We start from the raw sequence: 21,844 nt of genomic DNA, 5'->3' as shown, positions 1-21,844 counted from the left end.
CGTGGCCGAGTTCACGCTACCCAAGAATTCCAAGATCCAGCCGGGCAAGCACTTTCCGGCGAAGGACGCGAAAAAACCGCGTACGTTCCGCATCTATCGCTGGTCGCCGGATGACGGCGAGAATCCGCGCATCGACACCTACGAGGTCGATCTGGCCGCGTGCGGTCCGATGGTTCTGGATGCACTGCTGAAGATCAAGAACGAGATCGACCCCACGCTCACGCTGCGCCGTTCCTGCCGCGAAGGCATCTGCGGCTCGTGCGCGATGAACATCGATGGCACCAACACGCTGGCGTGCATCTGCGCGATCGACGGCGTGGCCAAGGGCGACGTGAAGATCTATCCGCTGCCGCACATGCCGGTGGTGAAGGATCTGGTGCCCGATCTCACGCACTTCTACGCCCAGTTCGCCTCGATCAAACCGTGGATCCGTACGCAGAGTGCGGCGCCGGATCGCGAGCGCCTGCAGTCGCCGGAAGATCGCAAGAAGCTCGACGGCCTGTACGAGTGCATCCTGTGCGCCTGTTGCTCGACCAGCTGCCCGAGCTACTGGTGGAACGGCGACAAATACCTCGGTCCGGCCGTGCTGCTGCAGGCTTACCGCTGGATCGTTGACAGTCGCGATGAAGACACCGGTGCACGCCTGGACGACCTGGAAGACCCATTCAAGCTGTACCGTTGCCACACCATCATGAACTGCGCACGCACCTGCCCGAAGGGTCTCAACCCGGCCAAGGCAATCGCGGAGATCAAGAAGCTGATCGTGGAACGACGCTCCTAAGGAAACGTCGCCGCCCAGCGGCGACACCATGCTTCCTTCTCTCCTCCGGGGAGAAGAGCCTGCCCCGGACTCGATCCGGGGTGCCCGCAGGGCGGATGAGGGGAGGGTGCTCGCGAGAAGGCTGAAAAAGCTTTCCTTCGAATACTGCTCAGTCGCAAGATTGATCCTCTCACCTCAATCCTTTCTCCGAACGGGAGAGGGAGCAAAGGAGGCGCTTCGCGCGCTTTGATCTATGGACGAAGCCCACATCAAGCGCCTGCGCTGGCGCACCCGCCGCGGCACCCGCGAACTCGATGCCTTGTTCGGCGGTTGGCTGGACGAGGCGTTTCCGTCGGCCAGCGAAGCGCAGCGCCAAGCCTTCGACGAACTGCTCGATGTGCAGGACCCCGATCTGTGGGACTGGGTGATGGGGCACGCGCGAGCGCCCCGTGCGGACTGGCAGTCGATCATCGATGACATCCGCGCCCGCCATCGGCTTTGAGTACCAGCCGTCGCGGCTGCTTGCGCGTGCTTTGACCGCCGTACTGGTGTTGGCCGTGTTGGCCATTGCCTCGTGCGGCTTCGCGTGGTGGCTGAAGCCGGCTTTGGTCATCCTGGCGTTGGGTTTGTGGCTGCATGCCATGCGGCATCGCTCGGATGCGGATGTGACAGCGGCGGGCTGGGCCGCCGAAGGCGGTTGGAATCTGCATCGGGGCAATGGCGACGACGCGATGGCCACCCTGCTGTCGTTCCGCGTGCTGGGAAGCTTCGTGTTGCTGCGCCTGCGCGAGCAGGATCAACGCATCACGACCTTGCTGCTCGCGCCCGACAACAGCGACCCCGACATTCGCCGCCGCCTGCGCATGCGGTTGGCAGTGCGGGACGTAACCGCCGCCGATTCGTCATCCTGAACCCGGGCACTTTGCCTTGCCGGCACGGTCTCACCGAATACCTGATAATGGATGTCCGGGCGGCCTGCCCAGCGAACCCCACAAGCGACCTGCCCATGTTTCGACCGCTCGAGCTTTTCATCGGCCTGCGTTACACCCGCGCCAAACGACGCAACCAGTTCATCTCGTTCATTTCCAGCGTGTCCATCGTGTGCATCACGATCAGCGTGATGGCGCTGATCACCGTGATGTCGGTGATGAACGGCTTCGATTTCCAGCTGCGTTCACGCATTCTGGGCGCGGTTTCCGATGCCACGGTGTCCAGCATCGATGCGTCCGGCATGCAGAACTGGCAGCGCGCGCTTGAGATCACGCATGCCAATCCGCACGTGCGCGGCGCGGCGCCGTATGTCGACGTGCAGGCGTTCCTGCAAGGGCGTGGGTCCTCCGGCGCCATGGTGCGAGGCATCGAGCCGAAGCTGGAACCGAAGGTGTCGGACTTCAGCAAGCACATGGTCTCGGGCCAGTTCGATTCGCTCACGCCGAAAAGCTGGAACATCCTGCTGGGCAACGAGCTGGCCATGCAATTGGGCGTGTCGGTGGGCGACAAGATCATCGTGATCGTGCCGCAACTGCGCGCCACGCCGTTCGGTTCGGTGCCCTTGGTGCGCAGTTTCCACGTCACCGGCATCTATTCGCTGGGCATGCACGACTACGACGCGAACCTGGCGCTGATCAACATGCAGGATGCCGAGGCACTGCGCAGCCTGGCTGGCCCTACCGGCATTCGCCTGAAGCTGGACAATCTCTGGAATGCCGCTCCGGTGGCGCACGAGCTTTCCGACAAGTTGGGTGACATCTACTCGGTGCGGACCTGGATGCAGGACAACGCCAATTTCTTCTCCGCCATCTCGATGGAGAAGCTGGTGATGGGCATCATCCTGTCGCTGATCGTGCTGGTGGCGGTAATCAACCTGGTCTCGATGCTGATGATGCTGGTGACCGACAAGCAGGCCGAGATCGCGATCCTGCGGACCCTGGGCACCACGCCGCGCAGCATCATGGGCATGTTCATGGTGCAGGGCGTGCTGGTGGGATTGGTCGGCATCGGTTTCGGTGTGGGTCTTGGCTCGCTGCTGTCGTGGCAATTGCCGAACATCGTCGACTGGATCCAGGATGTGTTCCACGTGCAGTTCCTGTCGCCCGATGTCTATTACATCAGCCAGGTGCCAAGCCGGCTGGAGTGGCACGACGTGCTCTGGGTCACCGTGGTTACCTTCGCGTTCTCGCTGCTGGCTACCCTTTATCCCGCGTGGCGCGCCTCGCGCACGCAGCCGGCGCAGGCGCTGCGCTATGAATAAGTCGAATGCCATGAACAACGACACCGTGCTGCGCGTCAGCCATATCGCCAAGACCTATGCCGAAGACGGCCTGAAGACCGAGGTGCTGGTCGATGCCAGCTTCGAGCTGAAGCGCGGCGAGACGCTGGCCATCGTGGGCGCCTCCGGCTCGGGCAAGAGCACCTTGCTGCACATCATCGGCGGGCTCGACACGCTGACCCGTGGCGAAGTGGCGGTGGAAGGGCGCGTGCTGTCGACGCTGTCCGATGCCGAGCGCGGGCGCGTGCGCAATCGCTCGATGGGTTTCATCTATCAGTTCCATCACCTGCTGCCCGAATTCACCGCGCTGGAGAACGTATGCATGCCGCTGCTGATTCGCGGCACGCCGATTCCCGAAGCCGAGCAGCAGGCGATGACCTTGCTGGAACGCGTCGGCCTGGGTCAGCGCACGCATCACAAGCCGTCCGAGCTTTCCGGCGGCGAACGCCAGCGTTGCGCGGTGGCCCGGGCGCTGGTGACCCGGCCGGCCTGCGTGCTGGGTGACGAGCCCACCGGCAATCTCGACGAAGCCAATGCCGCCCAAGTCTATGAGCTGATGCTGGAGCTCAATCGCGAGATCGGCACCAGCTTCATCCTGGTCACCCACGATCAGCGTCTGGCAGCACGGATGGATCGCACGCTGGAGTTGCACAACGGCATGTTGCGCGAGCACGTGGCGGCGTAACTCGGCGCAGGCATTGCGGGCGCTGGTCGAGGCGCCCATGCGCCTCTGCCGCTGCGGGTAGCTACAGGCGATAACGGCGTTCGCCTACAGGCATCCGGCGTTCGGCGGGCTAGGCTTGCCCGGTCGGAGGGCGGCAAGGCGCAGGCATGGCGCGTGTGGCGGGACAGGGAACGATCGGCATCGGGCTGGCCTTGCTGGCCGGTGTACTGGTTGTGCAGTGGCTGCCGGTGCTGCCGCCGCGCTGGAGCATGTTGCTGTTGGCTGCTGGCACTTTGCCGTGTTGCTGGCGTTGGCCGCGCCTGCGTTGGGTGATGGTGTTGCTGCTCGGCCTTGCCTGGGCGGTCTGGCGCGGAAGCCTGGCGATGGAGGCGCGCTTGCCGCGCCATCTGGAAGGGCGCGATTTCAGCGTGACCGGGCAGGTCGCCGATCTGCCACAGGTGCGCGCGCACGCCACGGCTTTCCAGTTGCGCCTGGAGCGTGTCGTTCTGGATGGCCACCCGGTGCCGCTGCATGGGCTGGTGCGACTGGCCTGGTACGGCCAGCCACCCGCATTGCATCCCTGTTCGCGTTGGCATCTCACGCTGCGTCTGAAGCGTCCGCGCGGGATGATCGATCCCGGTGGTGCCGATAGCGAACGCAGTGCACTGGAACGCGGCATCGTGGCCGTGGGCTATGTGCGCGACGATCCTGCCAATGCGTCGCGAGCCTCGCCAGCGTTCTGCGTGAATCGCTTGCGTGGCTGGCTGGCCGACGAAATCATGCGCCGGGTGCCGAATGCCCACGACGCGGATCTGCTGCGCGCTTTCACGGTGGGCGATACGCGCGGACTGGACGAAAACGACTGGGAGGTGGCGCGTGCCAACGGTGTCTCGCACCTGATCGCCATCTCCGGTTTCCACGTGGGCGTGGCGGCCGTTTTCGGCGTCTGGCTGGCACGCTTGCTGTATGCGCTGTGTCCGATGTTGGCGTTGCGCTGGCCACGCCCATCGGCACAGGCTGCGGCGGCCTTGGCGACGGCACTCGTCTACGGCGCGCTGGCAGGGTTCGGCCTGCCCACGGTGCGCACGTTGTTGATGATCGCCGTGGTGGCGCTGGCGCGCTGCAGCCGCCGTCATGTCGGTGGTGCGCATGCGTTGGCGCTGGCGATGATCGCGATGCTGCTGTTCGATCCGTTGGCGGTGTTGTCGGCGGGATTCTGGTTGTCGTTCGTCGGGGTGGCGTTTCTGCTGCTGTGCCTGGTTGGGCGTGGGCGCGGTTGGCGAGCGTTCCTGCACGAATTGACGGCAGGGCAGCTGGTCATGATGGTGTCGCTGCTGCCGCTGGGTCTGTGGTTTTTCGGCCAGGCCTCGCTGGTCGGTGCCCTGTCGAACCTGGTCGCGGTGCCGTTCGTCAGTTTCGCGATCGTGCCGTGCGCCTTGTTCGGCCTGCTCATGCTGTTGCTGTGTCCGCCGCTGGCCACGCCGGTATGGCGCCTGGCGGGCTGGATGGCGCATGCGCAATGGTGGCTGCTGGAGCACATGGCGACATGGCCGGGCGCGCACTGGTATCTGCCGGCGGTGCAGCCGTGGGCGCTGTTGCTGGCCATGCTGGGCGCCCTTTGGTTGTTCATGCCGCGCGGGGTGCCGTTGCGATGGCTGGGCGTACTGCTGTTCCTGCCCTTGCTGTGGCCGCCGTTGTCACGCCCGGCGACTGGTGCCTTCCGGATGTGGGTGCTGGATGTGGGGCAGGGGTTGTCGGTGGTGGTGCGCACGCGACATCACGTGCTGGTCTACGACGCCGGCGCGCGTTATCCCTCCGGTTTCGACCTGGGGCAGGCGGTGGTGACGCCATCGCTGCACGCGCTGGGCATCGATCGGTTGGACATGCTGATGATCAGCCATGCCGACAACGATCATGCCGGTGGTGCAGTGGCGGTGGCGGGCGCGTTTCCGCATGCGCGCCGTTACGCCGGCGAAGTGGAGAAGATGGCCTTGCCGATGCAGCCGTGCCTCGCCGGCCAGGCGTGGACGTGGGACAAAGTGCGTTTTCGCGTGCTCAATCCGGTGTCCGCGGCGCCGAGTCGACGCGATAACGACCGTTCCTGCGTGTTGCTGGTGGAAGGGCCAGGCGGGCGTCTGCTGTTGCCGGGCGATATCAGCAAGCGGGTGGAACCGGCGGTGGCCGCGGCAGTGGAACCTGGCCCGGCACCCATCCTGCTGGTGCCGCATCACGGCAGTCTGACGTCATCCAGCGCCGGGTTCATTGCCGCGGTGCATCCACGGTTGGCGATCGTCTCGGCGGGCTGGCGCAACCGTTTCGGCCATCCGCGACCGCAGGTACTGCAGCGCTATGCCAAGGCCGGCGTGCCGGTGCTGAACACGGCGGTCCGTGGAGCCATCGAGGTGGATTTTCCGGTGACTGAGTCAGCCCATGTGGCTGCCACGTGGCGCCAGCGGCAACCACGCTATTGGCGTGAATGAAGGCCTGCGGGCACGCGGTTGCGCAACTGCCACCGGACGCACGGTAGCGGGCGGAGACGCTGCTATGATGCGCGTTTCCGCAGTTCGTGCAGATGGGGGTTGGTGTGCTGGACATTCTGATGGCGGGCGGTTGGGCCATGCTGCCCATCCTGATCTGTTCGGCGATCGCGCTGGCGATCGTGCTGGAGCGTTGCTGGACGCTGCGTCGCAGCTCCGTGCTGCCACCTGGCCTGGGCCAGGAAGTGCGCGAGTGGGCGCGTTCCGACAAGCTCGACCCGTCGCACCTGGAGCAATTGTCCGCAGGTTCGCCACTGGGTGAACTGCTGGCCTCGGCGCTGGCCGTGCGCCATCGTCCGCGCGACCAGATCAAGGAGCGGCTGGAGGATACCGGTCGCCACGTGGTGCATCGCATGGAGCGTTACCTGAATACGCTGGGCACGATTGCGCTGATCGGCCCGTTGCTGGGCCTGTTCGGTACCGTGATCGGCCTGATCCGCATGTTCATGGAAGTAATGGGCGGCGGCATGGCCGATCCGACGCGCATGGCCGGCGGCATCGGCGAGGCGCTGATCTGCACGGCCAGCGGCCTCACGGTGGCGATCCCGGCTTACGTGCTGCATCGTTACTTCCGCTCGAAAGTATCGGCTTATTGCGTGGAGATGGAGAAGCAGGCCATCGTGCTGCTGGATGACCTCACGCCGGTTTCGCCGGTGGCTCCGGCACGTGTGCGACGGACGCCGGCTGCTACCGGCCATGCAGCGGTCTGATCGCCCATGCGCATAGGCAACGATCGCCGCAGCGACGATTTCGAGATCAACGTGATCCCGTTGATCGACGTGCTGCTCACCCTGTTGATGTTCTTCGTGCTGACCACCACCTTTGTGCAGCACTCGCGCCTGCAGGTAAACCTGCCGCAGGCCAGTGCGCAGGACCGCGACATGCAGCCACCGGCGCTGACCGTGATGGTGGACCGCGCGGGGCATTTCTACGTGGGCAGTGACGAAGTGGCAGGAACCAGCGTGGACCAACTCAAGCAGGCGATCGCCCGCGTGGCGGGTGATGAACGCGACCGCCAAGTGACCATTCGCGCCGATGCGATGTCCTCGCACCAGAGCGTGGTCACCGCGATGGATGCGCTCGGCCAGCTCGGCTTCACCCACCTGGCCATCGCCACCACGCCGGATCATCCGGGCGGCAGCCAATGAACAGCGGCAAGACCGCCATCTGGGACGCGCAGAGCTGGCAGATATACAAGCGGCTGCTGGGTTACACGAAGCGCTACTGGGTTGTGGGCGTCATCGCCATGCTGGGCATGGTGTTGGATGGTGGGGGGTTGGTCGCGTTTACCAAGTTGCTCAAGCCGATGATCGATCGGCTGTTCGCGGAGAAGGACCCCTACCTGATTTTCTGGATGCCGATCTGGATCATCGGCATCTTTGCCGTGCGTGGTGTTGGTACCTTCGTGAGCAGCTATGGCATCTCCTATATAGGTCGCCATGTGGTACAGGGGATGCAGCGCGATGTATTTGCCGCCTATCTGCGTTTGCCGGCGGCCTTTTTCGGCGAGGAACCCTCGGGGCAGCAGATTTCGCGTATCACTTACACCAGCGAGCAGGTGGCTGCGGCCTCCACCGATGCGGTGAAGGTGGCGATTACCGAGGGCTTCACTGTAATCGGCATGTTGTACGTGATGTTGAGTACCAGCCCTTATCTGACGCTGGTGTTGCTGGTGATGGTGCCACCAGTTGCATTGATCGCCACTGTGGTCAGTCGCCGTTATCGGCAGATCAGCCGTCGTATCCAGGGCTCGATGGGATCGGTTACCGGCACCGTCGAGGAGTCGGTGAATGCCCATCGCGAGGTGCGCATCTACGGCGGCCAACCGCACGAGGCCGGGCGCTTCGACGCGGTGACCGACCGCACCCGTCGACTTAACCTGAAAATTGCCGCGACCAATGCGTCGTCGAGTACCGCGATCCAGAGCGTCTCGGCATTGGCGCTGGCTGCGCTGGTTTTCCTGGGCACGCGCCCGGGTGTGATCGACCATATTTCCTCTGGCGTGTTCGTTGCCGTGCTGACCGCGATGGGCGCCATGGTGCCTTCGCTGAAGCGCTTGACCAATGTGCAGGCGAACATTCAGCGTGGCGTATCTGCAGCGGAAGACTTGTTCGACGTGATGGATATGGCACCCGAGACCGATCATGGTCACCGGGTGCTGGAGCGCACACGTGGTGAATTGCGCTTCGAGGATGTGCGGTTCAGTTATCCGCGCAGTGACAATGCGGCCTTGTGCGGCATCAATCTGCATTGTCCGCAGGGCAGCGTCACCGCATTGGTGGGGCGTTCGGGCAGCGGCAAAAGCAGCCTGGTTGCACTGTTGCCCCGCTTCTACGAGCCCGACGCAGGGCGGATCGTGCTCGATGGCCAGAACTATGCCGATTACACGCTCGACTCGCTGCGCCGCCAGATTGCATGGGTGGGGCAGAGCGTGGTGCTGTTTGACGGTACGGTGGCGGAGAACATCGCCTATGGCGAGTTGGCGGGTGCCAGCGACGAGGACATCATGGCTGCGGCCGAGGCCGCCAATGCGATGGAGTTCATCGCACGCCTGCCGCAAGGGATCCACAGTCCGATTGGCGAGGGCGGTGGCATGCTTTCCGGTGGCCAGCGCCAGCGTATCGCGATTGCCCGTGCCATCCTCAAGAACGCGCCGATCCTGGTACTGGACGAGGCCACCAGCGCACTGGACACCGAGTCGGAACGGTTGATCCAGCAGGCGTTGCAGAAACTGATGCAGAACCGCACCACCCTGGTGATCGCCCATCGATTGTCTACCATCGAGCATGCCGACCAGATCGCCGTGATGGATCAGGGCTGTATCGTCGAACGTGGGACGCACGCCGAGTTGATGGACATGGATGGCTATTACGCCATGTTGCATCGCATGCAGTTCAACGAGCCGCTGCAGAGCGGCGCGGGCGACTGAGCACGCTCCCGATGGCTCTGGCCGACACGCTTGCGCTGGCCTGGTACGACAAGGGTCGAGTGCCCTGGTGGTGCTGGCCGCTGGCGGTGCTTTACGGCGGCGTGGTGCGGCTGCGGCGATGGGTTTACCGCCACGGCTGGCTGCGCAGTGAGACACTGCCGGTTCCGGTCATCGTGGTGGGCAATCTCACCGTTGGCGGTACCGGCAAAACCCCGCTGACGATTGCCTTGGTCGAGGCGTTGCGCGCACGTGGGCGCAAGCCCGGTGTGGTCAGCCGTGGTTACGGCGGTGACCAGCGTGAGCCGCTGCTGTTGAGCGATGCCCCCGATCCGGTGCAGGTAGGCGACGAGCCGTGCCTGATCCACGCCAGCGGCGTGCCGGTGGCGGTGGGGCGCGATCGCCCGGCGGCGGCGCGCTTGCTGATCGATGCCGGTTGCGACGTGATCGTGGCCGACGACGGCCTGCAGCATTACCGCCTCGCGCGTGATGTGGAGATCTGCGTGATCGATGGCGTGCGCCGCTTCGGCAATGGCCGATTGCTGCCGCTGGGGCCGCTGCGCGAGCCGATGTCCCGGTTGCATGCCGTGGATTTTCGCGTCTGCAACGGCGAAACCCGTGTGGCTGGCGAGTTCACCATGCGGCTCGAGGGCAGTGTCGTGCGCGGCATCCCGGACGGGCGGGAGCAGCCATTGGGCGCTTTTCGCGGGCTGCGCGTGCATGCAGTGGCCGGCATTGGCCACCCGCAACGCTTTTTCGACAGCTTGCGGGCGCAGGGCATCGACGTCATCGAGCACGCTTTCGCCGATCACCACGCCTTTGTGCTCTCCGATGTCGATTTCCACGACGACCTGCCGTTGCTGATGACGGCCAAGGACGCGGTGAAGTGCCGGAAATTCGCACGCGATGGCTGGTGGAGCGTGCCGGTGCGTGGCGTATTGCCTGAAGCCTTCTTCGATGAGGTGGTACGGCGCATCGGCGCTGCACGGTAATCGGTTCAGGCGTCGGGCCGTTTCGCCGCTATCATTGGCGCCACAGCCGGTGGTGCGCGCTGGCCTTGCCTCGTTTCCAAGTGGAGTTTTCATGAGCCTTATCCAGGTACCGGTGTCCCATGGCGAGCTGATCGACAAGATCACGATTCTTGAGATCAAGTCGCGGCGCATCGCCGATGCGGCCAAGCTGGCCAATGTGCGCAACGAGCTGGATCTGCTCAATGCCACCTGGTTGAACGACACCGCTTCGCAAACCGACATTACCGACGAACGCGCCCGCCTGTTGGCGGTGAACGAAGCGTTGTGGGATATCGAGGACCATATCCGCCTGAAGGAAAAAGCGCAGGCTTTCGACGCCGAATTCATCGAGCTGGCCCGTTTGGTGTACTTCCGCAACGACGAACGCGCCGCCGTGAAGCGCGAGATCAACGTGAAGCTCGGCTCGCAATTGGTCGAGGAAAAGTCGTATCAGGATTATCGACAGCAGAAGTGAGCAAGGAAAAAGGGAGTGAGGCGTGAGAGAAAAGCGGCAGCTCAGCGCTTTTCTCTCACTTCTCACTCCTCTCGACTCACTCCTGGCTTTTCGCGAAAGCCTCGAAGCGCTCGATCACCTCGTCCACCGCGATCAGATCCATCACGCCGGGATATTCGATCTTGGTGCCCCAAGGGATGTCGGTGGCGGGTTTGTGCAGATATTTGCGTGCCGCCTCGTCGTACTTGTCCACGCACCAGCGCCGGTCGGAGTAGGGGCCGGAGCGGTCGGGGTTGCTGGCGGCGTGAAGTCCCAGCACCTTGGTGCCTGCGGCGTTGGCCATGTGCATCGGCCCGGAGTCCGGCGTCAGCAGCAACTGGGCGCGGTCGAGCAGGGCCATCAGTTTCTTCAGCGTGTCCTTGCCGGTGAGATCGAGCGGCGCCAGCTTGCAAGCGGCGAGCACGGTGTCGGCCAAGGCGCGTTCGGCGGGCGAGGGGCCACCGACCAACGCCACGCGCCAGCCGCGCGTGGCGGCGTGATCCATGGCTGCGGCATAGCGTTCTGGCCGCCAATTGCGCAGTGCATGACTGGAGCCGGGGCTGACCAGCAGGGTGGGCGTGTCGCCAGGCAGTTGTTCGGCCGCCCAGGCACGGGCTTCGTCGGAAACCGGAATGTCCCAGCGCACCCCGGTCTGCTTCAGGCCCAAGGGTTCGCAGAAGCTGCCGATCGCGTCCAGCACGTGTTCGCCGCTGCGCGCGGGAATGCGCTCGTTGACGACTAGTCCGTGCAGGTCCTTGGCGCGGGCGCGGTCGTAGCCGATGCGCCGGTCGGCCCTGATGCCGACACTGAGCAGATTCGAGCGCATCGCCACCTGCATCTGCAGCAGCGCATCGAAACGTCGCCCCTGCAGCGTGCGCCATACCTCGCGCATGCCGGCCCAACCGGCACTCTTGTCAAAAGTGATGAACTCCACGCCAGGCAGGTCGCCCACCAGCTTGCGCTCCAGCTTGCCCACGATCCAGGTCAGCGTGGTTTGCGGCCACGCCTGCTGCAGCGTGCGTACCAGTGGCACCACATGGGTGACGTCGCCGATGGCGGAAGTACGCAGCAGGCAGATCGAAACGGGAGCGGACATGTAGAATCGCCGGGCAATGGACGTGAGACGGAGCCGCTGAAGCACCGATGCAAGAGCAACTGCGCGAAGAAGCCGATGGCGCGATTCTGTTCGACGCCGTGGTGTCGCCACAAGTCGATGGTGACTGGTTTGCGCCGGATTACTGGCGCGAACGGGGCAGTTTGCGCACGCAGGCCGGTGGACGTGGCGGCGTCGCCGTGATCGCCACGCCTGCCGGCGAGTGCGTACTGCGACATTATCGCAGAGGTGGGCTGGTGGCACGCCTGCTAGGGGATCGTTATCTCTGGCGCGGCGCGGATCGCACGCGGCCATTCACCGAATTCCGCCTGCTGGCCGAGATCGCCCGGCGCAACCTGCCGGGACCGGCGGTCGTGGCCGCCCGTTATGTCCGGCACGGCTTGTTCTACCGCGCCGATCTGATCACCCGACGCATTGCCGACGCCCGTACGCTGGCCGAATGCCTGTCCGCGGGGCAGCTTGATGCGGCGTTGGCGGAGGCGGTGGGTGAATTGGTTGCCCGTTTTCATCGCGAAGGCATCTGGCATGCCGACCTCAATGCGCACAATGTGCTGGTGACGGTGGAAGGTCTGTACCTGATCGATTTCGACCGCGGCGAATGGCGCCCAGTCGCCGCGGGCTGGCGGCAGTCCAACCTGCAGCGACTGCGTCGCTCATTGCTGAAGCTGGGCGCGGCGAAGCAGGGCGAGGCCGCGTTCGATGCCGAGCTGTGGACGCCCCTGATGCGTGGCTACGAGCGTACCCTGCAGGCATGAACTGGCATCTTCACTTCCTTGGAACCGGTGCTGCGCATGCGGTGGAGCTGGGCTCGTCGGCCGCAGTGCTGGAGCGCGATGGCGAGCCGTTGCTGCTGATCGACTGCGGTCCGGACACGCTCGACCGCTACCAGGCCGCCTACGGTCGCTTGCCGCAGGCGATTTACATCACCCACACGCATATGGACCACGTCGGCGGGATGGAACGGTTGTTCACCCGCGTATGGTTCGACGAAGCCTTGCGCGGCGGCATCCGCGTGTTCTGCCATGCCGCACTGGTGCCGTGGCTGCAGGCGCGGGTGGCGGATTATCCGGGCGTGCTGGCCGAGGGTGGCGTCAATTACTGGGAAGCGTTCCGGCTGGTGCCGTGCACGCGCGGCTTCTGGCTCGATGGCTTGTGGTTCGATGTATTTCCTTCGCGCCATCATCGTCCAGGGACCTCGTTCGGCCTTGCCCTGGCAGGCAGTTTTGCCTTTACCGGCGACACCCGGCCGATTCCCGAAGTGCTGCAGCACTGTGCCGGTGGCAGCGAGCTGATCGCCCACGATTGCGGCCTGCACGGCAACCCCTCGCATACCGGCATCGACGATATCGAACGGGAGTACGACGCGGCCACGCAGGCGCGCCTGCTGCTTTACCACTATGGCAGTGTGGCCGATGGCCAGGCGCTCGCGGCGCGTGGTTACCGGGTGGTGGGGGCAGGCCAGCGGGTTGCCTTGGACGCCCCTTCGGCCCCTCGCGTGGACGCTGGCTGAGTTCATCGATCCCTTGTCAGTTGCGCTGGCGGCCGCTATCCTTTCGCCTCTTCACCGGAGCGGTTTGTCCGGTGACGAGGGTTTTGCATGCGGAGAGGTGTCCGAGTGGTTGAAGGAGCACGCCTGGAAAGTGTGTATACGGTAAAACGTATCGCGGGTTCGAATCCCGCTCTCTCCGCCAGAATTTGAGTCATGCGACGGCCCTGCCAGGCTGGCGCAACAGCAAATCAATCAAGCGATATCGCTTGACGTCCATGGTGGCCCCGTCGGTCCCCCCGCGACGATAGTCCGCAAACTCCGCCAGGTCCGGAAGGAAGCAACGGTAGTGGATGATTCGGGTGCCGGGGTGTGGCTGGCGGGGCTGCCGCCATTTCCGGGATGGGTTTTACTGACTTAGCACGCCCGACTTGGCACAATCGACATTCGCCCCAAGGTGGTATGGAATGTCTTATCAAGTCCTCGCGCGCAAATGGCGCCCCCGCAAGTTCGCCGAGCTGGTGGGCCAGGAACACGTGGTGCGCGCGTTGACCAACGCGCTCGATACCGGACGCATGCACCATGCCTACCTGTTCACCGGCACGCGCGGCGTCGGCAAGACCACCATCGCGCGCATCTTCGCCAAGTCGCTGAACTGCGAGCGGGGCGAGTCGGCCGATCCGTGTGGCGAGTGTTCGGTCTGCACCGCGGTGGATGCCGGTCGCTTCGTGGACCTGCTGGAGATCGATGCGGCCAGCAACACCGGCGTGGATGATGTGCGCGAGGTGATCGAGAACGCGCAATACGCGCCGTCGCGCGGCCGCTTCAAGGTGTACCTGGTGGATGAGGTGCACATGTTGTCCAAGCCGGCCTTCAACGCGCTGTTGAAGACGCTGGAAGAGCCGCCGCCGCACGTGAAATTCCTGCTCGCCACCACCGACCCGCAGAAACTGCCGGTGACGGTGCTGTCGCGTTGCCTGAAGTTCAACCTGAAACGGCTGCTGCCCGAGCAGATCAGCGGGCAGATGCGGCACATTCTTGGGGCCGAGAACATCGAATACGAGGAAGCCGCGATCGGCGAGCTGGCGCATGCCGCCGATGGTTCGCTGCGTGACGGCTTGTCGCTGCTCGACCAGGCGATTGCCTATGGCGGCGGCGCGCTGAAGGCCGATGACGTGCGCGCCATGCTCGGCAGCGTGGAACGCGGTCAGGTGCTGGGCGTGCTGCAGGCCTTGGCCGATGGCGATGGCGCTCGGCTTTTGACCGAATGCGAGCGGATTGCCTCTTACTCGCCGGATTTCGCTGGCGTGCTGGACGACCTGGCGGCCGTGCTGCATCGCATCCAGCTGATCCAGCTGGTGCCGGGCTACCGCCCGGACGAGGGTGACGCGGCACTGACCGGGCTGGCCGAACAGCTGGCGCCGGAAGACGTGCAGCTGTATTACCAGATTGCCACCGGCGGGCGCCGCGACCTTGTGTTGGCGCCGGATGCGCGCACCGGTTTCGAAATGGCCTTGTTGCGCATGCTGGCGTTCCGCCCTGCGGACGACGGGGCAGGCGCACGGCCCGCGCGTACCAGTGGGGCAGCGGCCCCTGCAGCGCCGCCAGCGTCTCCGCGTGCTGCGGCACCCGTCCCTCAGCGCGCGCCGGTCGCGGCTGCGCCTGTCCCCGCAGCCCCGGTGGCCTCGCATCGTGCCGAGCCCGTGGCAGCTGCTGCAGCGGCTCCCGTGCCGGCCCCGGCTCCCGCTCCGGTCGCGCGCCGCGCCGACGGCCTGCCGGACTGGGAGGCGATGATCGAGCAGGCCGGTTTGCGCGGACCGCTGGGGCAGTTGGCGCAGAACGCGGCCCTGCGCGAACGTGATGGCAACACGCTGGTACTCGCCTTGCAGGCCGCCCACATGCATCTGGCGGTGGAGCCGATGGTCGGCCAGATGGCCGATCGCATCAGCCAGGCACTGGGCGAGCCGATCCGCCTGCGTTTCGTCAGCGACGAGAACGGCAATACCCAGACTCCCGCCGCCCGTGCGGCCAGCGCCCGCAGTGCGGCGCAGTCGGCGGCCGAGCAATCCATCGAGGAAGACCCGCTGGTACAGGCGCTCAAGCGCGATTTCGGCGCACGCGTGGTGCCCGGCTCGGTCAAGCCCATCGAACACTGAACACTTCGGAGTACATGAGATGAGAGGTCAAATCGGCCAGTTGATGCAGCAGGCGCAGCGCATGCAGGAAGACATGAAGCGCGCGCAGGACGAGATCGCCAAGCTGGAGGTTACCGGCAATGCCGGCGGCGGCCTGGTCAGCGTGCTGATGACCGGTGCGCACGAGGTTCGCCGCGTGACCATCGACCGCAAGCTGTTCGCCGACGATCCGGAGATGGCCGAGGATCTGGTCGCCGCCGCGGTCAATGACGCGGTGAACAAGGTGGCCGAGGCCAGCAAGAGCAAGCTCGGCGGCGTCACCTCCGGGATGAACCTGCCACCAGGCTTCAAGATGCCGTTCTGAGAAGACAGGAGTGAGTGGAGAGAAGTGAGGAGTGAGAGAGCATCAAGCGCAGCTCTTCGCTTTTCTCTCACTCCTCACTTCTCTCCACTCACTTCTCGAGTCAATCATGTCCTCCGGCTCCCCACTTCTCGCTGATCTCATTGAAGCCCTGCGCTGCCTGCCCGGCGTGGGCGGCAAGAGTGCGCAGCGGATGGCGTTCCACCTGCTTGAGCGCGAACGCGAGCGCGGCCTGAAACTGGCCGATACGTTGCACGAAGCGATGCAACGCATCGGCCATTGCACCCGCTGCCGCAATTTCAGCGAGGAGCCGATGTGCACGATTTGCAGCAATGCCAGTCGTGACCGTCACTTGCTGTGCGTGGTGGAGTCGCCGGTGGATCTGGCCGCGATCGAACAGGCCACCGGTTATCGCGGTCAGTATTTCGTGCTGATGGGGCGCCTGTCGCCGCTGGACGGATTGGGGCCGCAGGAGCTGGGCCTGGACTTGCTCAGTGAACGCCTGGGCGAAGGCGAGATCGAGGAAATGATTCTGGCCACCAACCCCACGGTTGAAGGGGAGGCCACCGCGCACTATCTGGCGCAACTGGCGCGCGCGGCCGGCATCAAGCCGACCCGGCTGGCGCATGGCGTGCCGCTGGGGGGCGAACTGGAATACGTGGATCGCGGCACGCTGGCGCATGCGTTCGGCAGCCGCCTGTCGGTGGATTGAACGAGGATGGCGCACGATCCGGTACTGACGCTCGAGATTCCGGCCCCGGCCGAATATCTCGCGTTGCGTGTCGCCGCCGGCCTGAGTGCGATGAGCGAGGAAGGCGCGACGGCCGGACTGCCGGCCAGTTGGTGCTCGGTGTGCGTGCGAGTCGATGGCGAACTGGTCGGCATGGGACGCGTGGTCGGTGACGGCGGCCTGTTTCTGTTCGTGGTCGACATCGCGGTCACCCCGGCCTGGCAAGGGCGTGGCTTGGGGCGGCGCATCATGGAGGCGCTGATGGCGCGTGTCCACGAAACGGCGCAACCGCGCACGATGGTGGGCTTGATTGCCGATGGCACGGCGTACCGGCTTTACGAGAAATTCGGCTTCAGGCAAGTCGCGCCGGCGGCACACGGTATGCTGCTGCGTCTGTAAGTGAAACAGGAGAAGGTGAGCATGGGCGACACGATTTTCGGCAAGATCATCCGGCGCGAGATTCCCGCGGACATCGTCTACGAGGATGACGAGATCATCGGTTTCCGCGACGTGAATCCGCAGGCGCCGGTGCACGTGCTGTTCATTCCCCGCAAACCGATCGCCACGCTCAACGATGCGACGGCGGACGACGCGATCCTGCTCGGCAAGCTGCTGCTGGCATGCGCCGGTTACGCCAAGCGGGAAGGGTTCGCCGATCAGGGTTACCGCACGGTGATCAATTGCAACGAGCACGGCGGCCAGACCGTTTATCACATCCACGTGCACCTGCTCGCGGGTCGGTCGCTGCACTGGCCACCGGGCTGATCCGCGCGCCGATCTCTTCGCGCGGATCGGTACCGTGGATGCGAAAACGCCGGCTGCATGGCCGGCGTTTTCGTGAGCGTTACTTGTGCGGCGGCGGTGGTGGGCGGCGCACCACGATGACGCGCGGAGCCGCCCAGTACGGATAACCGCCGTAGCCCCAGCCCGGACCCCAACCCGGGCCCCAGAACGGATCATAGAAACCCGGCGGGTAAGGATTGTTCACGTATATCGGGCGTTTTGGCCACAGGTAGACCACGTTGGCCTCGACGCGCGGATAGGCGTACTCGTACTCGCCCACCTTGTGCGACACCGTGCCGTGCAGGGTGCCCGTGACGGTCAGCTCACGCCCGCGGGTGAATACCTCGGGATCATAGAAGCCGGCGTGGCAGGCGACGAAGCGACCCTGGCTTTCACCCGAATTGCCCTGGGTCGGACGTGCCTGGCTGTCGAGCGGTCGCGCCAGGATGTAGAAGCAGGTTTCCTGCGGACCCGGCTCGGTCTTGATGATCTCGCCGCCCCAGCGCACCTGCTCACCACCGGCACCACCCTGTTGCGCGGCGGACGTGGGGACATTGGCGTAGTTGCCTTGCAGTGGCTGCGGCATGGTGGCGCAGGCGCCGAGGGCAGCGCTGGCTGCGGCCAGTATCAATATTCTGTAGCGGGGAGACATCACGGTTTCTCCAGTGGGGAGGACACATACGCGAGGTACGGCTGCGTGTACTCATTTGACCACGCGAATGACTCGAAAATTCCGTACGGCGCGACGAAAGCGCTGCAGGAATTCAGGTGGCGGCTCGACATGGGCGTAACGAAGCTCAAGATAGCAGTCCATCAACTGTTGCAGTTCAATCCGTCGTGCCGGCAAGGCGCGGGCGGCGCGACTGAGATAATGCCGCGGACCCTCGCCGTGTCGCCGCACGACACCGCAGCGTGCCAGCTTTCGTTCCAGCGCGCGCAGGGCTGCACGGGCCGGATCGGCTTCACCACGGCGCCACAAGGCCCATACCAGGCCCAGTGCGCCGGACAGCACGCAACTGATCGCCAGCAGCAGGCCCAGCAGCGCCGGATCGGCCTTGCGGATGCCGAAGGGCGTCAACAGGCCGCGCTGACGCAGTGTATCGAACCCTATAACGCCTTCGTTCCACCAGTGGTTGACGATGTCCCAGTGGTTGCGCAGGGATTGCAGCCAACCCGTCTGGGTCCATGGTAACTGGTCGCCGGCGGCCGCTGCAGCGCCAAGATCGACGCGTTGCGGGCGCACGGCAGCGGTGGGGTCGATGCGCACCCAGCCGCGCCCGGCCAGCCACACCTCGCTCCACGCATGCGCATCGGAGTTGCGCACCAGCAGATAGTGCCCGGCATCGCTCCAGTAGCCACCCTGATAGCCGGTGACCACTCGTGCAGGAATGCCGGCGGCGCGCATCAGCACGGTGAATGCGGACGAATAGTGCTCGCAGAAACCCTCGCGGGTGTCGAACAGGAAGTCATCCATGGCGTTGCGCCCCAGCGGTGCCGGCGCCAGCGTGTAGCGGAAGCCGCCGTCATGGAACAGTGACAGCGCCGCCTGCACGATGGCCGCGTCGTCGCTGCCGTAACGCTGGCGCCACGCCTGCCCCAGCGCCAGGGTGCGCGGGTTGAATCCATCGGGCAATTGCAGCCAGCGCTGGTGATGCGCCCCCAGTTGCGGCTCCAGGTGGTAACGCGTGGCCGAGGTGCCGCTGTAGCTCAAGGGGTCGTTCACCGGCTTGTCGGCCATGACCACGTGGTCGCGGCGCATATGGGCGCCCGCCGGTACGTCGACCGGCACGTCCAGCGTGGGCAGCACGCGCTGGTGGCTGGGTTCCAGGCTGATTCGGTAGTGGATGCTGCGTGCGACCTCGATCGTGGCGGGGTGCTGGTTGGCGACGTCGTGGTATTGCCAACTGGTGCCGTCGTAGTAAGCCATCACGTAGGCACGGAAGTAGCGCAGGTCCGGCGGTGGCGGCGGCCCGTCGAAGCTCACCCGCATCGCCGGACGGTCATCGGTCAGCAATTGGGTGAAGCCGGCTGGGGTCATCCGGTCGCTGAGGCCGGTGCGCTCTTCGTGCGCATTGGGGGCACCCCATAACGGTGAGCTCAGGCGGGGTACGAACACGAAGGCGAGCAGGGCCAGTGGCAGGGCAACGCCGAGCAGGCCCAGTCCGGGCAGCAGTTCGCGCGGCAGGCCGCGTGATCGCGGCTGTGCCGGCTCCAGTGCGCGCAAGGTGGCCAGCGCCGGCAGCAGGCCGAGCACGACGACGGCAGTGACGACCATGCCCTGGTCGAACAGCAGCGCCGTCATCAGGGCGAAACAGGCAAAGCCGACGCCGACGCGGGCATCACGCTGGCGCTCGCTCTCCAGCATCTTCAATACCAGCAGGCCGACCGCTAGCGCCGTACCAGGCGCACGTCCGAACAGGCTGCCGTAATACACGATGATGGCCAGCGCCAACGCGCCCAGCAGCGGCAGCTTGAGCCAGACCGGCACGCGTCCGGGGTGCTGATGCCGCTGCCACCAGCGCCACGCGAGTACCGGCGCCAGCACTGCGCTGAGCCACCACGGCAGGTGCGGTGCATGCAACGCGAGTACGACGGCGACGGTCAGGCAGAGCAGGCCGAAGGCGCGCGCATCGAGTGGTATTTCCGCGTGCTTGGCGACGCGACTCATGGCAAGCGTGCCAACGCGTTCATGCAGCGCTCGTAGTGCGACGGGCCGCTGCCGGTTTCGATGGGCTCGTCCGGCAGCCACAGGCTGTAGCGGCGTCCCTGGGCCTGTGCTTCGCCCAGCCAGCGGGCCAGCCGCGCAATGCGACGTTCGTGGTCCATGCGACCGAGCTGGCGCCAGTCCAGTTGCCAATCGCGACGCGTCTCCGGCTCCTCGAAATCTTTCACCAGCAAGTCGTGGTGTCGGGCACTGGCTTTCCAGGCGACATGGCGGATCGGGTCGCCACGGCGGTAGTCGCGCAAGCTGGCCGGGTCATCGCCGTGGTGCAGGCGCTGCCGCTGTTCGTCCTCGGTATGACCACCGGGTGGCGGCCCCTCGGCTTCCGGGCGTGGCCACACCAGCACGGCCTGTTCCGGGTGTAGCCAGCTCCATGCGCGGAACAGGCCCAGTGGCCAGGTCGTCCATACGCACAGGCGGGGCAGCGTTTGCCAGCCGCGATGTTCGGTGGTCAGTGACACGGTGACGTCGGTCTCGCCGCGGGTGGCATCCACGGCGAATGCGGCTCCCGTGTCGCCCGCATCCAATCGCACGGCGCAACGTGTTCGGTGCGAGGTGAAACCGAAGCTGACATCGATCGGCTGTCCGGCGACTGCGTGACCGGCGCGAATGTTTTGCAAGCGCAGGCCATCCAGTGTGCGGAACGCCACCAGCATACTGGCGGCACTGGCTGCGCCAAGCAGACAGGTCAGCAGCAGCGCGGCATTGTTCGAATAATTCAGCGCACCGACCAGCATCACCAGCAGCAGCACGGTGAAGCCGAGGCCGAAGGAGGTGGGCACGATATAGATGCGCCGTCGATGCAGTTCGATCGGCAGCGGTTCGGGTCGTCGGTAGCGGGTCAGCGCAGGCAGTCGGCGCTCGGCCCACTGCTGCACGCGGCGCAAGGTGGCGGGCATCAGTCGACGGCGACTTCGGTCAGCAGGGTGCGCGCGAGGGTATCGCCGCTGGCACCGCGGGCAGGTACCAGTCGATGCGCGGCCAGCGGGACGAACAGGGCCTGGATGTCTTCAGGCAACACATGCGAGCGGCCGCTGAGCAAGGCCCACGCCCGGGACGCCGCGAGCAGGGCGAGGCCGGCGCGAGGCGACAGGCCGGTGCGAATGTCCGCATGCCGACGACTGGCCGTGAGCAGCGCCTGCAAGTAGTCGAGCAGCGCGCTGCTCACGGTGATGCCTTGCGACTGACGGTTCAGCGCAATGAGCGCGGCATCGTCCAGCTGTGGCGTCATGCGGGAGAGCAGGTCGTGTCGATCATCGCCATTCAGCAGCGCGCGTTCGGCGGCCGCGTCCGGATAGTCCAGCGACAGGCGCAGCATGAAGCGGTCGAGTTGCGAGTCGGGCAGCGGGAAAGTGCCGGCAAGGTCCAGCGGGTTCTGCGTGGCGACCACGAAGAACGGCCGCGGCAACGTGTGGGTCTGGCCATCCACGGTCACCTGGTTTTCCGCCATCGCCTCGAACAATGCGCTCTGCGTCTTGGGCGTGGCGCGGTTGATCTCGTCGGCCAGCAACAGGCCGCTGAAGATCGGGCCGGGATGGAAGCGGAATTCGCCCGTCTCGCGCTCGTACACGCTGACCCCGATAATGTCCGAAGGCAGCAGGTCGCTGGTGAACTGCACGCGCTGGAATTCCAGCGCGAAGCTGGCCGCCAGCGCGCGGGCCAGGGTGGTCTTGCCCACGCCGGGCACGTCTTCCAGCAGCAGGTGGCCGCCGGCGATCAGGCCGGCAAAGGCCAGTTTCACCTGACGCGGCTTGCCCAGCAGCACCTGGTTGACCTGGGCCAGTGCGCTTTCCAGGCGTTGATGCAGGATTTCATCGCGAAGCGGAGTGATGGCGGACATGGTTTTTTCGATAG

23 protein-coding genes, 1 tRNA gene and 1 other RNA gene are annotated in these 21,844 nt (G+C 65.3%); 20 read left to right on the top strand and 5 right to left on the bottom strand.

The genetic code is table 11. From position 1 onward, the window contains the following. Window position 1: 1 nt before the first annotated feature. The 11 genes from AB7849_RS11185 (at window position 2) to AB7849_RS11135 (ending at window position 10,641) form a co-directional block, all read left to right on the top strand. Window positions 2-781, top strand: a complete 780-nt coding sequence (locus tag AB7849_RS11185) for a succinate dehydrogenase iron-sulfur subunit (protein WP_008213921.1) — start codon at window positions 2-4, stop codon at window positions 779-781. A gap of 232 nt (window positions 782-1,013) precedes the next feature. After that, window positions 1,014-1,262 carry a succinate dehydrogenase assembly factor 2 gene (locus AB7849_RS11180; RefSeq protein WP_008213922.1) on the top strand — a complete coding sequence of 83 codons (249 nt, stop codon included), beginning with the start codon at window positions 1,014-1,016 and terminating at the stop codon, window positions 1,260-1,262. Next, window positions 1,234-1,671: a protein YgfX gene (locus tag AB7849_RS11175; RefSeq protein ID WP_008213925.1), complete on the top strand. Its 438-nt coding sequence runs from the start codon at window positions 1,234-1,236 to the stop codon at window positions 1,669-1,671. The genes AB7849_RS11180 and AB7849_RS11175 overlap by 29 nt, the downstream gene beginning before the upstream one ends. Window positions 1,672-1,766: 95 nt before the next feature. Further along, complete coding sequence (locus tag AB7849_RS11170; protein ID WP_147627203.1) at window positions 1,767-3,011, top strand: lipoprotein-releasing ABC transporter permease subunit; 1,245 nt, start codon at window positions 1,767-1,769, stop codon at window positions 3,009-3,011. Next, window positions 3,004-3,714 carry a lipoprotein-releasing ABC transporter ATP-binding protein LolD gene (gene lolD, locus AB7849_RS11165; RefSeq protein ID WP_139201658.1) on the top strand — a complete coding sequence of 237 codons (711 nt, stop codon included), beginning with the start codon at window positions 3,004-3,006 and terminating at the stop codon, window positions 3,712-3,714. Before AB7849_RS11170 ends, lolD begins: the two co-directional genes overlap by 8 nt. 146 nt (window positions 3,715-3,860) lie before the next feature. After that, complete coding sequence (locus AB7849_RS11160; protein WP_008213929.1) at window positions 3,861-6,173, top strand: DNA internalization-related competence protein ComEC/Rec2; 2,313 nt, start codon at window positions 3,861-3,863, stop codon at window positions 6,171-6,173. A 104-nt stretch (window positions 6,174-6,277) separates the two neighbouring features. Further along, a complete protein-coding gene (locus AB7849_RS11155; protein WP_175481468.1) occupies window positions 6,278-6,940 on the top strand; it encodes a MotA/TolQ/ExbB proton channel family protein in 663 nt (220 codons plus the stop codon). Window positions 6,941-6,946: 6 nt separating this feature from the next. After that, complete coding sequence (locus tag AB7849_RS11150) at window positions 6,947-7,378, top strand: ExbD/TolR family protein (RefSeq protein ID WP_008213931.1); 432 nt, start codon at window positions 6,947-6,949, stop codon at window positions 7,376-7,378. Beyond that, window positions 7,375-9,159, top strand: a complete 1,785-nt coding sequence (gene msbA / locus AB7849_RS11145; protein WP_369501074.1) for a lipid A export permease/ATP-binding protein MsbA — start codon at window positions 7,375-7,377, stop codon at window positions 9,157-9,159. The genes AB7849_RS11150 and msbA overlap by 4 nt, the downstream gene beginning before the upstream one ends. Before the next feature lie 11 nt (window positions 9,160-9,170). Continuing rightward, the gene (gene lpxK, locus AB7849_RS11140; protein ID WP_008213932.1) at window positions 9,171-10,148 is read left to right on the top strand and encodes a tetraacyldisaccharide 4'-kinase; all 978 of its coding nucleotides are present in this window, start codon (window positions 9,171-9,173) and stop codon (window positions 10,146-10,148) included. Between the two features lie 91 nt (window positions 10,149-10,239). After that, window positions 10,240-10,641: a DUF6165 family protein gene (locus tag AB7849_RS11135; protein WP_008213933.1), complete on the top strand. Its 402-nt coding sequence runs from the start codon at window positions 10,240-10,242 to the stop codon at window positions 10,639-10,641. A 76-nt stretch (window positions 10,642-10,717) separates the two neighbouring features. Here the strand turns inward: AB7849_RS11135 and AB7849_RS11130 are convergent, their stop codons facing one another. Then, complete coding sequence (locus AB7849_RS11130; protein ID WP_008213934.1) at window positions 10,718-11,755, bottom strand: glycosyltransferase family 9 protein; 1,038 nt, start codon at window positions 11,753-11,755, stop codon at window positions 10,718-10,720. 47 nt (window positions 11,756-11,802) lie between these two features. Here AB7849_RS11130 and AB7849_RS11125 point away from each other — a divergent pair, with 47 nt between their 5' ends. The 9 genes from AB7849_RS11125 (at window position 11,803) to AB7849_RS11085 (ending at window position 17,250) form a co-directional block, all read left to right on the top strand. Next, complete coding sequence (locus AB7849_RS11125) at window positions 11,803-12,528, top strand: 3-deoxy-D-manno-octulosonic acid kinase (RefSeq protein WP_008213935.1); 726 nt, start codon at window positions 11,803-11,805, stop codon at window positions 12,526-12,528. Continuing rightward, window positions 12,525-13,283: an MBL fold metallo-hydrolase gene (locus tag AB7849_RS11120; protein WP_008213936.1), complete on the top strand. Its 759-nt coding sequence runs from the start codon at window positions 12,525-12,527 to the stop codon at window positions 13,281-13,283. The genes AB7849_RS11125 and AB7849_RS11120 overlap by 4 nt, the downstream gene beginning before the upstream one ends. A 91-nt stretch (window positions 13,284-13,374) precedes the next feature. Next, window positions 13,375-13,464 (top strand) — tRNA-Ser (locus AB7849_RS11115). Between the two features lie 83 nt (window positions 13,465-13,547). After that, an RNA gene (gene ffs, locus AB7849_RS11110) (signal recognition particle sRNA small type) lies at window positions 13,548-13,644 on the top strand. An 82-nt stretch (window positions 13,645-13,726) separates the two neighbouring features. Beyond that, on the top strand, window positions 13,727-15,415 hold the full coding sequence (gene dnaX, locus AB7849_RS11105; protein ID WP_369501073.1) for a DNA polymerase III subunit gamma/tau: 1,689 nt from the start codon (window positions 13,727-13,729) through the stop codon (window positions 15,413-15,415). Window positions 15,416-15,434: 19 nt separating this feature from the next. After that, on the top strand, window positions 15,435-15,758 hold the full coding sequence (locus AB7849_RS11100; protein WP_008212789.1) for a YbaB/EbfC family nucleoid-associated protein: 324 nt from the start codon (window positions 15,435-15,437) through the stop codon (window positions 15,756-15,758). 106 nt (window positions 15,759-15,864) lie between these two features. After that, the gene (gene recR / locus AB7849_RS11095) at window positions 15,865-16,467 is read left to right on the top strand and encodes a recombination mediator RecR (RefSeq protein ID WP_008212786.1); all 603 of its coding nucleotides are present in this window, start codon (window positions 15,865-15,867) and stop codon (window positions 16,465-16,467) included. Window positions 16,468-16,473: 6 nt separating this feature from the next. Continuing rightward, entirely contained in the window at window positions 16,474-16,884 is a 411-nt protein-coding gene (locus AB7849_RS11090; protein WP_008212784.1) for a GNAT family N-acetyltransferase, read from the top strand. Window positions 16,885-16,905: 21 nt separating this feature from the next. Further along, entirely contained in the window at window positions 16,906-17,250 is a 345-nt protein-coding gene (locus AB7849_RS11085; RefSeq protein ID WP_008212782.1) for a histidine triad nucleotide-binding protein, read from the top strand. A 79-nt stretch (window positions 17,251-17,329) separates the two neighbouring features. On the opposite strand, the gene AB7849_RS11080 is transcribed toward AB7849_RS11085, so the two are convergent. From AB7849_RS11080 to AB7849_RS11065, 4 genes are read right to left on the bottom strand one after another with little or no spacing between them, the layout of a single operon-like run. After that, the gene (locus AB7849_RS11080) at window positions 17,330-17,920 is read right to left on the bottom strand and encodes a Slp family lipoprotein (RefSeq protein WP_037100422.1); all 591 of its coding nucleotides are present in this window, start codon (window positions 17,918-17,920) and stop codon (window positions 17,330-17,332) included. A 51-nt stretch (window positions 17,921-17,971) separates the two neighbouring features. After that, window positions 17,972-19,936, bottom strand: coding sequence for a transglutaminase TgpA family protein (locus tag AB7849_RS11075; RefSeq protein ID WP_369501072.1), 1,965 nt, complete (start codon window positions 19,934-19,936; stop codon window positions 17,972-17,974). Then, a complete protein-coding gene (locus tag AB7849_RS11070; RefSeq protein ID WP_008212775.1) occupies window positions 19,933-20,889 on the bottom strand; it encodes a DUF58 domain-containing protein in 957 nt (318 codons plus the stop codon). Before AB7849_RS11070 ends, AB7849_RS11075 begins: the two co-directional genes overlap by 4 nt. Further along, complete coding sequence (locus AB7849_RS11065) at window positions 20,889-21,830, bottom strand: AAA family ATPase (protein WP_369501071.1); 942 nt, start codon at window positions 21,828-21,830, stop codon at window positions 20,889-20,891. The genes AB7849_RS11070 and AB7849_RS11065 overlap by 1 nt, the downstream gene beginning before the upstream one ends. Window positions 21,831-21,844: the final 14 nt, after the last annotated feature.

Source organism: Rhodanobacter sp. FW021-MT20 (assembly GCF_041107475.1).
Lineage (GTDB): Bacteria > Pseudomonadota > Gammaproteobacteria > Xanthomonadales > Rhodanobacteraceae > Rhodanobacter_A > Rhodanobacter_A glycinis.
This window is presented reverse-complemented; position numbering and strand designations above follow the sequence as displayed.